Raw genomic sequence first — 14,810 nt, 5'->3', positions numbered from 1 at the left:
GATCCGCGGTCGGCCCGGCCGGCCTACGCCGCCGGGAAGTGGCACGCCGCCTGGTGGTCCGACGCCCCGGCCGCAGCCCCCGGCCGCTCCCCGAGGCCCGGCCCGTCCCCGAGGCCCGGCCCGTCCCCGAGGCCCGGCCGCTCCTGCTCGCACCGCGCCCGCTCGGCGGAGCCGGTGAGCCCGGCGTACACCGGGCAGCGGGTCCGGAAGGCGCAGCCCGTGCGGCGCTCGGTGGGGGAAGGAGGGTCCCCGGCGAGCAGGATGCGCTCCCGGGCGCGTTCGGCGGCCGGGTCGGGCAGCGGGACGGCGGAGAGCAGGGCCCGGGTGTAGGGGTGCCGGGGGCGTTCGAAGACGGCGGAGACCTCGCCCTGTTCGACGGTCCGTCCGAGGTACATGACGCTGACCCGGTCGGCGAGGTGCCGGATCACCGAGAGGTCGTGGGAGACGAACAGGTAGGAGAGGCCGAGCTCGGCCTTGAGCGACTGGAGGAGGTTGAGCACCCCGGCCTGGATGGAGACGTCCAGTGCGGAGACCGGTTCGTCCAGCACCAGGAGCTTCGGCCGGACGGCCAGGGCCCGGGCGATGGAGACGCGTTGGCGCTGCCCGCCGGAGAACTGGTGCGGGTAGCGGACGGCGTGCGCCGGGTCGAGGCCGACCTGGCGCAGCAGCTCGGGCACCCGGCGGGCGATCTCGCCGGCGGCGGCGTGCTGGGCGCGCAGCGGCTCGGCGACGATGTCGCCGATCGGCATCCGGGGGTCGAGGCTGGCCATCGGGTCCTGGAAGACGATCTGCAGTTCGGCGCGGAGCCGGTGGGCCTCGGCCCGGGTGAGCTCGGCCGTGTCGCGGCCGAGCACCTCGATCCGGCCGGTCTCCGGGGCGGCGAGGTTCAGCAGTTCGAACAGGGTGGTGGACTTGCCGGAGCCGGACTCGCCGACCAGGCCGAGGGTCTCGCCCTCCCGCAGGTCGAGGTCGACGCCGTCGACCGCGTAGACCTCGCCGACCCGGCGCTTGAACACCGTCCCCTTGAGGAGGGGAAAGGTCTTTCCGAGGCCGCTGACCGAGAGCACCGGGGCCCGCGAGCCGCGGTCCGCCGGGGCGGCGGCGGCCGGCGGCAGCGCCGGCACCGGGTAGACCTCGGCGGGTGCGGGCCGGCGCCCGGCCAGCTCCGCCGAGCGCACGCAGGCCGCCAGGTGCTCCCCGTCCCCGTCCCCGGCTCCGCCCCCGGTCAGCGGCGGCTCCGCGGTCGTGCAGCGCTCCTCGGCCATCGGGCAGCGGGCGGCGAACGGGCAGCCCGGCGGCAGGTCGGCCATCGGCGCGGGGGTGCCGGGGATCGGCACGAGGGCGCCGCTGCGCCCGTCCAGCCGGGGCACCGCACCGATCAGCCCGAGGGTGTAGGGGTGCTGAGGGGCCGTGAACAGCTCGTCCACCCCCGCCGACTCGACCACCCGGCCCGCGTACATCACCGCGACCCGGTCGGCCATGCCGGCGATCACCCCGAGGTCGTGGCTGACCAGGACCAGGGCCGCGCCGGTCTCCCGCCGCGCGGTGCGCAGCACGTCCAGCACCTGGGCCTGGATGGTGACGTCCAGGGCGGTGGTGGGTTCGTCGGCGAGCAGGACGTCGGGGTCGTTGGCGATCGCCATGGCGATCATGGCGCGCTGGCGCATGCCGCCGGAGAACTCGTGCGGGAAGCTGTCCAGGGCCCGTCCGGGGTCGGGGATCCCCACCAGTTCGAGGAGTTCGGCGGCCCGGCGGCGGGCGGCGGCCCGGTCGACCCGCTGGTGGATGCGGACCGCCTCGGCGATCTGGTCGCCGATCCGGTAGACCGGGGTGAAGGCGGACAGCGGGTCCTGGAAGACCATCGCGACCCGGCGGCCGCGGATCGCGGCGAGCTCCCGGCCGGGCAGTCCGACCAGCTCCCGCCCGTCCAGTCGCACCGAGCCGCGGAGTTCGGCGGTACCGGGCAGCAGGCCGAGCACGGACAGCGCGGTGACGGACTTGCCGGAGCCGGACTCGCCGACGATGCCGAGGGTCTCGCCGCGCCGCAGCGTGAGGTCCACCCCGCGGACGGCGGGGACCGGGCCGTGCGGCCCGGCGAAGTCCACCCGGAGGTCCCGGACGGCGAGCAGGGGGGTGTCGACGGTGGTGGTCACGGGCGCTTCCTACGGGCGGAGCGGCGGCGGGGCGCGCTCCCGGCGGTGGGGTCGAGGGCGTCGCGCAGCCCGTCGCCGATCAGGTTGACGGCGAGGACGAACAGCACCAGCAGTCCGGCGGCGAAGTAGAACATCCAGGGGAAGACCGGGGCCTCGCTGGTGCCGGCGGCGAGCAGGGTGCCGAGCGAGACGTCCGGCGGTTTGACGCCGAACCCGAAGTAGGAGAGCGCGGTCTCGCTCATCACGGCGCCGCCGACGGCGATGGTCGCGTCGATGATGAGGAAGGAGGCGACGTTCGGCAGGACGTGCCGGGTGATGATCCGCAGCGGCCGGACGCCCATGAACCGTGCGGCGCGGACGAACTCGCGCTCGCGCAGGGAGATGGTCATCGAGCGGACCACCCGGGCGGTGATCATCCAGTTGAACAGGGCGAGCAGCAGCACGAAGGCGATCCAGCCGGCGCTGCGCAGCCGGGGCGAGACGACGGTGATGATCAGGAAGCTCGGGAAGACCAGCAGGAGGTCCACCAGGAACATCAGCACCCGGTCGGTCCAGCCGCCGAAGTAGCCGGCGCAGGCGCCGACCAGGGAGGCCAGCACGGTGGAGAACAGCGCCACCAGCAGGCCGATCACCAGGGACTTCTGCAGGCCCCGGACGGTCTGCGCGAACACGTCCTGGCCGATCCCGTTGGTGCCGAACCAGTGCTCGGCGGAGGGGGGTCGGTGCAGCGCGGTGAAGTCGGGGGTGGCGTAGTCCCAGGGCGTGAGGTACGGCCCGCCGAAGGCGAGCACGAACAGCAGCAGGACGACGACGGCTCCGGCGAGGGCTCCGCGGGCGGCGAGCAGCCGGGTGAGGACGAGCCGCCCGCGGCCGGTGGTCCGCGGCGCGGGGGCGGGGGCGGGCGCGGCCGGCTCCGCGGCGATGGTGGTCACGTCAGGTCACCTCCGGTCAGGACCGCACGCGCGGGTCGAGGGCGGCGTGCAGGGTGTCGGCGAGGAAGCCGGAGGCGAGGACGACCACGGCGGTGAACAGGTTGACCGCCACCACGGAGTTGACGTCCTGTTCGTTGATGGACTGGATCAGCCATTCGCCCATGCCGTGCCAGCCGAAGATGGTCTCGGTGAAGATCGCGCCGGTGAAGACGCCCAGGAAGCTGTAGGCGAACATCGTCGACATCGGGATCACGGCGGTCCGCAGCCCGTGCTTGAGCAGCGCCCGGCGCCGGGTGAGGCCCTTGGCCTCGGCGGTGCGCAGGTAGTCGGAGCCGAGCACGTCGAGCATGGTGCCGCGCTGGTAGCGGCTGTAGGTGGCGAGGCCGCCGAGGGCGAGCGAGACGGTGGGCAGCAGCAGGTGCAGCGCCCAGTCGGCGAGGTGGGCGCCGAGTCCGCCGGTCAGCCCGGGGGTCTCGTAGCCGGTGAACGGGACGACGTCGTGGCCGGCCGCGTCCTTGGCGGCGATGGCGCCGTTCTTGAGGAACAGGGCGACCAGGAAGACGGGGGTCGAGAGCAGGACGAAGGAGGTCACGGTGAGCAGCCGGTCGGAGAACCGGTACTGCCGGACGGCGCCCCACGCCCCGACGGCGACGCCGAGGAGCATGCCGAGCAGGCTGCCGACCAGCAGCAGGCGCAGCGAGACCCAGACCCGGCGGCCGAAGTCGTCGGTGACCGGGGTGTCGTGGATGGTCCGGCCGAGGTCGCCCCGGAGCAGGCCGCCGGCCCAGTGGCCGAAGCGTTCGACGACCGGCGTGCGGTCGTTCAGGTTGAGCGCGGTGAGCTGGCGCTCCACCGACTCGGCGGCGGGGCGCGGGACCTTGGCGTCGAAGTAGGTGCGCGGTTGCAGGGCGGTCGCGGATATCGCGTACGCCAGGAACACGGCGGCGATCAGGAGCACGGCGTAGTAGCTCAGCCGCTTCGCCAGGTAACGGAGCATCAGCGTCCGCCCGGGGTGGCGGGGGCGGGGCCGACGCGTCTGGTGGGCATCGGGTGGTGGCCTTCGGTCGGAGGCCCGTTCCGGGCCCTCTGGGAAACAGCAGGTCAGAGTCTTGCACCGGCGCACGGCCGGGGTGTTGCGGTGGTGTTGCCGCGTGTGACGTCTGGATCAGGTGTGCGTTCCTCCCCCTGGTGGCGGATCTGATCCGCTGTTACGTTCTGCTGGCCCGGTGCCGAATTGGCTGCCCACGCTCAAGCCCCGCCACACCTCGCGCGGCCCAACTCCCGCTCTGAAGAACTCAGAAGAACTCACCAGGGGGACTCCCATGGACGCTTCCACCACGGCCCGCCGTCTCGGCCGGGCCACCGCCCTCGCGGCCGCCGTCGCGCTGGCGGTCACCGCGTGCACCTCGGGCGGGGGCGGGTCGGCCGACACCGTGGCCAAGAGCGAGCCGCCGAGACAGGACTCCCAGGACATCAACGCCAAGCCGCTGGACCAGGTCAAGGACGGCGGCGAGCTGCGCCTGCCGCTCTACCAGTGGATCAGCCAGTGGAACCCGTTCCAGGTGGACGGCACCTACGGCGACGCGGTCTCGATCATGCGCGCGCTGGAGCCGTCGCTGTTCAACACCGACCCCTCCGGCAGCTTCCTGCCGAACACCGACTACCTGCTGGATGCCAAGGTCACCTCGACCTCGCCGCAGGTGATCACCTACAAGCTCAACCCCAAGGCCAAGTGGTCGGACGGGAAGCCGCTGAGCTACCTGGACTTCAAGGCGGACTGGCAGACCAGCAACGGCAAGGACCCGGCGTACAACATCTCCGACCCCTCCGGCTACGAGCAGATCTCCGCCGTCGAGCAGGGCGCGGACCCGTCCGAGGTGAAGGTGACCTTCTCGGAGCCGTACGCGGACTGGCAGAACCTGTTCCGCCCGCTGATCCCGGCGGCCGGCATCGCCACCCCGGACGACTTCAACAAGGGCTGGGTGGACAGGATCCCGATCACCGCCGGCGCGCTGAAGGTCGGGTCGGCGGACAAGACCGCGCAGACCCTGACCCTCGTCCCGGACCCGGCCTGGTGGGGCACCCGGGCCAAGCTCGACCGGATCACCTTCCGGGTGATGTCCCAGTCGGCGACCACCCAGGCGTACCTCAACAACGAGATCGACCTCGCCACGGCCGGCACCGCGACCGCGTACGGGCAGCTCAAGGACGCCAAGGACACCGTGATCCGCAGCGCGAGCCCGTGGGACGAGGTGCACATATCCTTCGGCGGCGGCGGCGCGCTGGCCGACCAGAAGGTCCGCCAGGCGCTCGGCAAGGCGCTCGACCGGTCCGCGTTGATCAAGATCGCCAACAACGGGGTGCCGGTGGAGTTCAAGCCGCTCGGCAACCACATCCTCATGCCCAACCAGGCCGGCTACCAGGACAACTCCGGCGAGTGGGCCAGGTTCGACCTCGCCGCGGCCAGGAAGCTGCTGGACGAGGCCGGCTGGAAGGACGCCGGCAGCGGTCAGCCGCGCACCCGGGACGGCAAGCCGCTGGAGCTGCACTGGGTGGTCAACGACGCCACCCCGCAGGCCCAGATCGACCTGGCCACCGCGGCGGCGGCGATGTGGCAGGCGGCCGGCGTCAAGGTCGACCTGGACAAGGTGCCGTCCAACGACTTCTTCACCAAGTACGTGAACCCGGGCAAGTTCGAGATCGCGAGCTGGCGCAACACCGACTCCTTCCCGCTCTCCAAGAGCCTGCCCAACTTCCGCCTGCCGGTGGGCGACAACACCTTCAACAACCCGTCCCGGCTGGGCAGTCAGGAGATCGACGGCCTGCTGAAGAAGGCGGCCGGGACGGTCGACGCGGCGGAGGCCGCGAAGCTGTACAACCAGGCGGACGCGAAGATCTGGGAGCTCGGCCACACCGTCGAGCTCTACCAGCGGCCGGTGGTGCTGGCGACGCGCAAGGGCCTCGCCAACTACGGCGCCTTCGGGCTCGCGGGGGAGGACTACGCCAAGGTCGGCTGGGAGAAGTAGCCCCCGTCGCGGGTGCGGCGGCACCGGCCGCACGGCAGGCGCTGGCGAGCAGCGCGGTGATCACGAGGCCGGTGGTGCGGACACGGCTGGGTCGGCTGCGCCGCCCCCGCTGTCCTGCCACCGGCCTTGACCTTCCGCGTTGCCCGCAGGCCGCCCGTGTCGTGGGGCCCCGCAGGGCCCGCGCTCTTCCAACCGGGGACGAATCTAGCCGGACGGTCCGGCGGGTCGCGCGCGCAGCGCGCGGGCGCGCCCGGAAACCCGTCGCGCTGTCACCCGGTTCGCGCACCCGGACGTCAACTACGGCTGACGGCAAGGAAAAAAGGGGCGAACTGGCGCATCGTGCCCAGGTGTACGAACGGCCGGACCCGTCGCGCCGGTGCGTGCGCCGGGCCCGGGCCGCTGCCAGGATGCGCGGGAGAGCCCGCCCCTCCCACCCCGGAGCAGCACCGATGGCCAGCGATTCCGCCGCAGCCCCCCACCCGCGTCCCGCCGATCCGCGCCCGGTGCGCCGGATGGTCCCGCGCGACCGCAACGAGCCGCACCGGGTCGCCACCCCGCTGGAGCTCTTCTTCGACCTCTGCTTCGTGGTCGCGGTCGGGCAGGCCGGGCGCGAGCTCGCCCACGACCTGGCGGCCGGCCACTACGGCGAGGGCCTGCGCGGCTACGTCCTCGCCTTCTTCGCGATCTGGTGGGCCTGGATGAACTTCACCTGGTTCGCCTCCGCGTACGACTGCGACGACGTGCCGTACCGGCTCACCACGCTGGTGCAGATCGCCGGCGTGCTGATCCTCGCGGCCGGGGTGCCGCGCCTGTTCGCCACCCAGGACCTGACGCTGGCGGTCACCGGGTACGTGGTGATGCGCCTGGCGATGGTCACCCAGTGGCTGCGCGCGGCGGCCAGCGAGCAGGGCGAGGCGAGGCGGGTCGCACTGCGGTACGCGCTGGGGATCACGCTGTGCCAGATCGCCTGGGTGGTGCTGCTCTTCCTGCCGGACGCCGCCCGGCCGTACGTCATCCCGATCGGCGTGCTGGCCGAACTGGCCGTGCCGGTGGTGGCCGAGCTGCGGATGCAGACCACCTGGCACCCGCACCACATCGCCGAGCGGTACGGGCTGTTCACCCTGATCGTGCTCGGCGAGACGGTGGCGGCGGCGACCATCGCGGTGCAGTCGGCGGTGGACGAGCACGAGGGGCTGGGCCGGCTGCTGCCGGTGGCGGCCGGCGGCCTGCTGATCTGCTTCTCCGCCTGGTGGATCTACTTCGCCCGGTCGGTGCACGAGCACCTGCGCTCCAACCGGCAGGCCTTCGCCTGGGGCTACGGCCACTACCTGGTGTTCGGCGCGGCCGCCGCGATCGGCACCGGGCTGGAGGTGGCGGTGGAGTCGGCCGTGCACAAGGCGGAGATCTCGGCGACGGCGGCCACCGCGACCGTCACCGTGCCCACCGCGCTCTACCTGTTCACCGTCTGGCTGCTGCACTCCCGGCACACCAAGACCGGCCTGGCGCAGGCGCTCGCCCCGGCGGGGGCGGTGCTGGTGCTGGCCTGCACCGCGCTCGGCGGCTCCGGGGTGCTCGCGGCGGGCCTGGTCTGCGCGCTGACCGTGGCGGTCGGGGTGGTGCTGCACACCCGCGAGGGCTGACCGCGCCGCCGGGAGGCCGGCCGCACCGGGCCGGGCCGGGCGGGGCGGGACCGGCCGGGTCGGGCGCTCCGGCGGGACCCGGCCGGTCCGGTCAGGCGCACTCCAGCAGGACCGGCTCGTGCCGGGCCAGCCAGTCCAGGTACGCCGGGTTGACCCTGGCCAGGTCCAGGTAGGCGGCGCGCAGTTCGTCGTACAGCGTGTCCAGGGCGGGTGGGCTGAGCGAGCGCGCCCGCCAGGTGAACAGCAGCCGGACGGCCAGCGGGTCCCCGTGCACGGGGCGCACCACGGTGCCCGGCCCGGGGGCGGAGGTCGGCTGGCACGGCCGGACGGCCTCGCCGGAGGCGACCAGTTCGGCGGCGGTCGCGTTGTCCCGGACCTGGACGACCCGGGGGTTGAGCCCGGCCTCGCTGAACACCCGGCGCATCGCCGCGTACTCGTGGTCGGCGGTCGGGTCGACCATCCAGGTGTCCTCGGCGAGGTCGGCGAGGTGGACGACCGTCCGGGCGGCGGCCGGGTGGCCGGTGGCGAGCGCGACGAACTGCGGCTCCCGGGCCATCAGCACCCGGTGCTCGGCGTCCGGCGGCACCCGCAGCGGGAAGCCCTCGCTCTCGTTCACGAAGGCCACGTCCAGCTGGTCGGCGGCGACCAGCCGCAGCAGCGCGCTGGCGGAGACGTCGACGTGGATGGTGGTGTCGGTCTCCGGAAGCCGTTCGTGGACCCGGCGCAGCCAGGCGGCGACCGCCCGGCTGCCCACGCTGCCGATGCGCAGCCGCCGCTGCCGCCCGGGCCCGGCCGCGTCGCGGGCCTCCTGGCGGGCGGCGGCGACCAGGGCGGCCATCTCGGCGATCACCGGCCGGGCCCGGGACAGCACCGAGTGGCCGAGCGCGGTGGGCCGGCTGCCGGTCTGCTCGCGGGTGAACAGGGCACCGCCGACGGCCCGTTCGATGCGGTGCAGCTGGGTGGTGAGGGAGGGCTGGGTCATGCCGAGTTGGAGCGCGGCCTTGCGGAGGCTGCCGGCGTCGGCGACCGCGCACAGCACCCGGAGGTGTCTCACGTCGAGCTCCACCCGGGGAGCATAGACGTCGACGGCCTTTCTCGCCAAGGACATGACAGAGGGTCAAGCGGCGGGGACCGGCGGTATGCGGCCGCGCTATCGCCGGTTGACATCATCCGCGCCGGGCGCGGACGGGTCGAAGCTCGGGTGCAGCGAATCCGCCCCGGCCCCGGTCGGGGCGCCCCACCGTCCGCCGCCGCCGCGTCCGGCCCCCACCGGTCCGGCGGTCGGCGCACCGCGAATCCGGAGCCCCCACATGAATCGATCCGTGCTGTCCGCCGCCCTCGGCCTGGCCCTCGCCGCGGGCCTCGCCGGCCTGCCCGCCACCGCCGTCGCCGCACCCGCCACCGCCCCGCCCGCCGCGGCCGTCCAGGGCTACACCGCCCCGGCGTACGCCGGTTCGGCCGCCGAGGCCGCGGACAACCAGGCGTTCTTCCGGGCCGTGACGGCCTCCGTCCGGGCCAAACGCGCCGCCAACCCGTGGCTGCAGACCGTCACCGTCACCTACGACACCGCCAACGCGCCCTCCTTCACCGGCCAGATAGCCCAGGCCGCGCAGATCTGGAACAGCTCGGTGCGCAACGTCCAGCTCCAGGAGACCGGCGGTGGCGGCGACTTCTCCTACTACGAGGGCAGCGACAGCCGCGGCTCCTACGCCAGCACCGACGGCCACGGCCACGGCTACGTCTTCCTCGACTACCAGCAGAACCAGGAGTACGACTCGCTCCGCGTCACCGCGCACGAGACCGGTCACGTGCTCGGCCTGCCCGACGACTACTCGGGCCCGTGCAGCGAGTTGATGTCCGGCGGCGGCCCCGGCCCGTCCTGCACCAATCCCTACCCCGACGGCAACGAGCGCGGCCAGGTCGACGCCCTCTGGGCGAACGGCGTCGCGCCCGCGAACTGACCGCCACCGCCGGCGAACACGCGCCCCGGCAGCCGAGTCGGCGCCGGCCTCGGGAGCAGCGGGCCGCCCGGCCGGAATCGGGCGGCCCGCCGCTTCGGTTACTTCCCCGCGCCGAGCCTAGCCCCCGGCGGAACCGAAAGCCAGGGGCACGCGCGGGTCAAGGCGAGGAAAAGGACGTTCCAAATCCCGCCGCCCGAAGGGGTATTGGGTCGGGCTATCACCGGTTGACATCATCCGCCCGCCCGCCGGGCTGCCCGAAGCTCTGGGACATCACCCGCTGACCAGGTGTCCCCCCAAGCCGGCCCCCAACCCGGCCGGACACCACCGGAATCGGAGCCCCCACATGAAGCGATCCGTGCTGTCCGCCACCCTGGGCCTCGCCCTCGCCGCCGGCCTCGCCGTGCTGCCCACCACCGCCGCGGCCGCCGCCACCCCCGCCGCGGCCGTCCAGGGCTACACCGCCTCGACGTACGCCGGCTCGGCCGCCGAGACCGCGGACAACCAGGCGTTCTTCCAGGCCGTGATGGCCTCCGCCAAGGCCAAGCAGGCCGCCAACCCGAACCTGGCCACCGTGGTCGTCACCTACGACGCCAGCTCGGCGCCGAGCTTCCGGAACCAGATCTCCCAGGCCGCACAGATCTGGAACAGCTCGGTCAGCAACGTCCAGCTGCGCTCCGGCTCGGCCGCCGACTTCCGCTACTACGAGGGCAACGACAGCCGCGGCTCCTACGCCAGCACCGACGGCCACGGGCGCGGCTACATCTTCCTCGACTACCAGCAGAACCGGCAGTACAACTCGGTGCGGGTGACCGCGCACGAGACCGGGCACGTGCTCGGCCTGCCGGACCACTACTCGGGCCCGTGCAGCGAGCTGATGTCCGGTGGCGGCCCCGGCACCTCCTGCACCAACCCCTACCCGAACAGCACCGAGCGCAGCCGCGTCAACTCCCTCTGGGCGCGCGGCTGATCCCCCGGTGACCGCCCCGGCCCGGCCGCCGTCCGCAGCGGCCGGGCCGGGGCGCCCGCGCGTCACGGCCCGTCTCCTGCCCGTCTCCTGCCCGACGGCGCGGCCGGCGTCGCGGTCCCGCGCGTCGCCCGGGCCGGGCGCCCGGCGTGCTCCGGGGCGTTGTCGGTGCCGCGTGCGAGCATGCGGACGAGATCCGTCCGACCGCCGCGACGGCTCCGGCCGGCGCCGACCGCTCCGGTCGTCCGTGCCGCCCGACCGTGAGGTGCCCGCCATGCCGCGCTCCGTCCCCGACCAGCTCGCCGACCTGCCCTACGCGGAGCTGCTCAGCCCGCACACGGGGGCGCTGCGCAGCGACGAGCACTACGACACCGTGCACTTCGACGGTGGCGAGCACACCGACGAGTCGGCCGCCGGGGCGGCCTTCCTGGAGTGCGCCTTCACCGGGGTCGCGCTCAGCGGGGTCAAGCTGCGCCAGGCCCGGTTCAACGAGGTCTGGGTGCAGGCCGGCCGCTGGGTGGCCTGCGACCTGAGCGACTCCGAGTGGCAGGACACCGCCGTCCTGGGCGGGGTGCTCGCCGGGGTGGCCGCGCACGGCTCGGCGCTGCGCCGGGTGGTGTTCCGGGGCTGCAAGCTGGAGGCGGTCAACCTGCGGGCCGCTGTCCTGCGGGACGTCGTCTTCGAGGACTGCCTGCTGCGCGACGTGGACTTCGGCGGGGCCAGGCTGACGGAGGTCTCCTTCCCCGGCTCGACGCTGGAGGAGGTCCGGCTGCGCGGCGCCACCCTGAGCGGGGCCGACCTGCGCGACGCCGCCCGGCTCGGCCTGGCGGACGGCCACGAGGGTCTGCGCGGGGCGGTCATCAGTTCCACCCAGCTGCTGGAGCTGGCGCCGCAGTTCGCCCACGCCCTGGGGATCACGGTGCGGGACCGCTGACCCCGGCCCCGCCGTCCCTCCGGCCCCGGCCCCCGCCGTCCCTCCCCGGGGTTTCCGCCGCCCGTTCAGCCCGCCGTCGTTCGGTGACGGCCGGACGAACAGTCCACCAACCCTGCCGCGGGCATCTGGTGGGCCGCTCGGGCCGCGGTGGAAGATGCTGCGCGATCGATGAGCCCCGACTTGTGTACACAACATCGCCAGCGAAGGGACGGGCCGGACTGATGGCCGAGCTGAGTCGTAGGAAGTTCGTCACGCTGTCCGGAGCCGCGGCGGCGGGCCTCGCCGTGGCCGGCAGCGGGGCGGCGGGGGCCGCCCCGAGCACCGCGGGAACCACCGCCACCACCGCCACCGCCACCACCGCCACCACCGCCACCGCCGGCCTCCGGCAGAGCGGCACCATCGCCGACGCGCAGCACGTGGTGATCCTGATGCAGGAGAACCGCAGCTTCGACCACTACTTCGGCACCCTGCGCGGCGTGCGCGGCTTCGCCGACCGCAGCGCCATCCAGATCTCCGGCGGCTACAGCGTCTTCAACCAGCCCAACGGGCTCGGCCGCCAGTACCCGTGGCAGTTCAGCCAGACCAAGCCGGCCGGCGGGGCCGACCCCGAGCGCCTCGCCCAGTGCAACGGCGACCTCGCGCACGGCTGGAGCGACCAGCACAAGGCCTGGAACGGCGGCAAGCTCGACTCCTGGGTCGCCGCCAAGGGCAACGTCCGCACCCTCGGGTTCCTCACCCGCCAGGACATCCCGTTCCACTACGCGCTGGCCGAGAACTGGACCATCTGCGACGCGTACCACTGCTCGGTGCTGAGCGCGACCGGCCCCAACCGCACCTACCACTGGTCGGGCCAGATCGACCCGGCCGGCGCCGCCGGCGGTCCGGCCTACGACGGCGGCGACGAGAAGGGCCTGCGCTGGCAGACCTACGCCGAGGCGCTGGAGAACGCCGGCGTGAGCTGGAAGGTCTACCAGAACGCCGCCGACAACTACGGCGACAACGCCCTGGCCTACTTCACCCAGTTCGCGAACGCCCCGGCCGGCAGCCCGCTGGCCGTCAAGGGCATGGGCTCGGTGCCCAAGGCCACCGGCCGCACCCCGGACGACATCGTCGCCGCGATCAGGGCCGACGTGCTCAACGGCACCCTGCCGCAGGTCTCCTGGATCGTCCCGGACCAGGCCTCCTCCGAGCACCCCTACGCCACCCCGGCCGACGGCGCGCACTTCGTCCACAACGTGGTCGACGCGCTGAACGCGAACCCGGACGTCTTCAACTCCACCGTCCTGTTCGTCAACTACGACGAGAACGACGGCTTCTTCGACCACGTCCCGCCGCCGGTCGCCCCGGCCGGCACGCCCGGCGAGTTCTACAGCGGCACCAACATCGGCCTCGGCTTCCGCGTCCCGCTGATCGCGGTCTCGCCGTGGACCCGCGGCGGCTGGGTCAACTCCGAGACCTTCGACCACACCTCGGTGCTGCGCTTCCTGGAGGCCTGGACCACCGCCCTCGGCACCCCGGCCACCTGTCCGAACATCAGCGACTGGCGCCGCCGCGTCTGCGGCGACCTCACCAGCGCCTTCGACTTCGCCAACCCGGTCTACGGCCTGCCCGCGCTGCCGGACACCTCGCAGACCATCGGCCTGTCCGCCTGCGGCCCGCTGCCCAACCCGGCGCCGGTGAACAACCAGCTGCCGCTCCAGGAGTCCGGCACCCGGCAGGCCCGCGCCCTGCCGTACCAGCCGAACGCCAACCTGGACCACCTGGAGTTCGGCTCCGGCGGGGTGATGAAGGTCTGGATCGCGATGGCCAACCAGGGCGCGGCCGCCACCAAGTCCGCGCACTTCGCGGCCTACGCCAACGCCTACCGCAGCGGCGGCCCCTGGCAGTACACCGTCGACCCGGGCGGCAGCACCAGCGACTTCTTCAACTGCGGCACCGGCTTCGGCGGCGGCCCGTACGACCTCACGGTGGTCGGCCCCAACCGCTTCCTGCGCCGCTTCAAGGGCGACGCCACGAAGGCGGGCAAGAACGCGGCCGTCACCGCCTCGTACGCGGTCGAGCCGGGCACCGGCAAGCTGGCGCTCTACTTCCGGCTCGCCAACTCCGGCAGCACCCCGCTCACCTTCACCATCGCGTCGAACAACTACCGCACCGACGGCCCCTGGACGTACCAGGTGCCGGCCGGCGGCAGCGTGAGCGACTACTTCAACGCGGTGGCCTACGGCAACGGCTGGTACGACTTCACCGTCACGGTGGACGCGGACGCCACCTGGTCGCAGCGGTTCACCGGGCACCTGGAGACCGGCGCGCCCAGCGTCAGCGGCTGACCGCACCCCTCAGTACAGCGGGCCCCGGGGGAACCACGGATCGTGGACCTCCCGGGGCCCGTAGGGCGTCAGCAGGGTGAGCGCCTGCGGCCCCGCCGCGTACTCCGCCAGCAGCACCGCGCCGTAGCGGGTCTCCAGTTCGGCCTGCACCGGCACCGGCAGCTTGCTCAGCGCGCGCCGCAGCTGGAGCGCGTCCCGCCGGCTGACCGGGTGCGGGGCCCGCAGCACCAGCCGCAGCGGGCTCAGCGGCCCGGCGACCGGCACCCCGCTGCCCAGCTCGTAGCCGACCGCGCCGATCGGGCCCCAGGCCAGCCGGTGGTCGGCGACCAGCCGGTCGACCTCCGGCAGCAGCGCCAGCGCCGGGACGTCGGCGAGCCGTCCGGGGGCCAGCCGGGCCCGCCGGGCCACCAGCTGCTCCGGCCGCAGGGTCCGGGCGACGGCCGCCCAGGGCGCCAGCGCGTCCAGGCGCTGACCGGGCCGCGCGCCGCACACCGTCACCGGGATCCACTGGTCGGGCGCCGGGGCGTCGTCCCGGGCGCAGCGCTGCGGGCCCGGCGCGGTCGGCGCCGCGAGCAGCACGGGCGCCCGCCCGACGGTGACCCACGGGTGCGCGCGCAGCACCGCCCGGGCCCAGGGCGGCAGTGCGCCGCCGGCGAGCGGCCGCAGCGAGCCCGGGCACTGCATCAGCAGCAGGTCGTGCGGTCCGGGCAGCCGTCCGTCCAGTGCGGCCAGCGGGCCGACCCGGCGGCGCGGTCCGTCGTGCAGGTCCTCGGCGGGGCGCCGGGTGGGGCGTTCGGGGTGGGCGACGGTCACAGCGGGCTCCAGACGGTGGACGTCAGATCGGCCGACGGCTCCACCCTGCGCCCGCCGCGG

The 14,810-nt window shown here is 73.9% G+C and carries 11 protein-coding genes; 6 read left to right on the top strand and 5 right to left on the bottom strand.

Going from position 1 to position 14,810, the window contains the following annotated elements; translation table 11 throughout:
• Window positions 1–23: 23 nt before the first annotated feature.
• From ACIRS1_RS17700 to ACIRS1_RS17690, 3 genes are read right to left on the bottom strand one after another with little or no spacing between them, the layout of a single operon-like run.
• Window positions 24–2,153, bottom strand: coding sequence for a dipeptide ABC transporter ATP-binding protein (locus ACIRS1_RS17700; protein ID WP_402840579.1), 2,130 nt, complete (start codon window positions 2,151–2,153; stop codon window positions 24–26).
• Window positions 2,150–3,085, bottom strand: a complete 936-nt coding sequence (locus tag ACIRS1_RS17695; protein ID WP_402840578.1) for an ABC transporter permease — start codon at window positions 3,083–3,085, stop codon at window positions 2,150–2,152. The genes ACIRS1_RS17700 and ACIRS1_RS17695 overlap by 4 nt, the downstream gene beginning before the upstream one ends.
• Before the next feature lie 16 nt (window positions 3,086–3,101).
• A complete protein-coding gene (locus ACIRS1_RS17690; protein ID WP_360209354.1) occupies window positions 3,102–4,082 on the bottom strand; it encodes an ABC transporter permease in 981 nt (326 codons plus the stop codon).
• A 325-nt stretch (window positions 4,083–4,407) separates the two neighbouring features.
• Here ACIRS1_RS17690 and ACIRS1_RS17685 point away from each other — a divergent pair, with 325 nt between their 5' ends.
• Together ACIRS1_RS17685 and ACIRS1_RS17680 are read left to right on the top strand one after the other, a co-directional pair.
• On the top strand, window positions 4,408–6,111 hold the full coding sequence (locus tag ACIRS1_RS17685) for an ABC transporter family substrate-binding protein (protein WP_402840574.1): 1,704 nt from the start codon (window positions 4,408–4,410) through the stop codon (window positions 6,109–6,111).
• Between the two features lie 449 nt (window positions 6,112–6,560).
• Entirely contained in the window at window positions 6,561–7,751 is a 1,191-nt protein-coding gene (locus ACIRS1_RS17680; protein ID WP_402840571.1) for a low temperature requirement protein A, read from the top strand.
• 91 nt (window positions 7,752–7,842) lie between these two features.
• Here the strand turns inward: ACIRS1_RS17680 and ACIRS1_RS17675 are convergent, their stop codons facing one another.
• On the bottom strand, window positions 7,843–8,817 hold the full coding sequence (locus ACIRS1_RS17675; RefSeq protein ID WP_360209345.1) for a LysR family transcriptional regulator: 975 nt from the start codon (window positions 8,815–8,817) through the stop codon (window positions 7,843–7,845).
• Between the two features lie 244 nt (window positions 8,818–9,061).
• Here ACIRS1_RS17675 and snpA (ACIRS1_RS17670) point away from each other — a divergent pair, with 244 nt between their 5' ends.
• The 4 genes from snpA (ACIRS1_RS17670) (at window position 9,062) to ACIRS1_RS17655 (ending at window position 13,937) form a co-directional block, all read left to right on the top strand.
• Window positions 9,062–9,712: a snapalysin gene (gene snpA / locus ACIRS1_RS17670; protein WP_402840568.1), complete on the top strand. Its 651-nt coding sequence runs from the start codon at window positions 9,062–9,064 to the stop codon at window positions 9,710–9,712.
• A 343-nt stretch (window positions 9,713–10,055) separates the two neighbouring features.
• A complete protein-coding gene (gene snpA / locus ACIRS1_RS17665) occupies window positions 10,056–10,679 on the top strand; it encodes a snapalysin (RefSeq protein ID WP_360209339.1) in 624 nt (207 codons plus the stop codon).
• 271 nt (window positions 10,680–10,950) lie between these two features.
• Entirely contained in the window at window positions 10,951–11,610 is a 660-nt protein-coding gene (locus ACIRS1_RS17660) for a pentapeptide repeat-containing protein (RefSeq protein ID WP_360209337.1), read from the top strand.
• A 221-nt stretch (window positions 11,611–11,831) separates the two neighbouring features.
• Window positions 11,832–13,937 (top strand): phosphocholine-specific phospholipase C, encoded by a 2,106-nt coding sequence (locus ACIRS1_RS17655; protein WP_402840565.1) that lies wholly within the window; start codon window positions 11,832–11,834, stop codon window positions 13,935–13,937.
• Between the two features lie 9 nt (window positions 13,938–13,946).
• Here ACIRS1_RS17655 and ACIRS1_RS17650 read toward each other — a convergent pair whose 3' ends face one another.
• Window positions 13,947–14,750 (bottom strand): phosphoribosyl-dephospho-CoA transferase MdcG domain-containing protein, encoded by an 804-nt coding sequence (locus ACIRS1_RS17650; protein WP_402840562.1) that lies wholly within the window; start codon window positions 14,748–14,750, stop codon window positions 13,947–13,949.
• Window positions 14,751–14,810: the final 60 nt, after the last annotated feature.

The sequence above is a fragment of the Kitasatospora sp. NPDC101176 genome, assembly GCF_044768035.1.
Classification (GTDB): Bacteria; Actinomycetota; Actinomycetes; order Streptomycetales; family Streptomycetaceae; genus Kitasatospora.
This window is presented reverse-complemented; position numbering and strand designations above follow the sequence as displayed.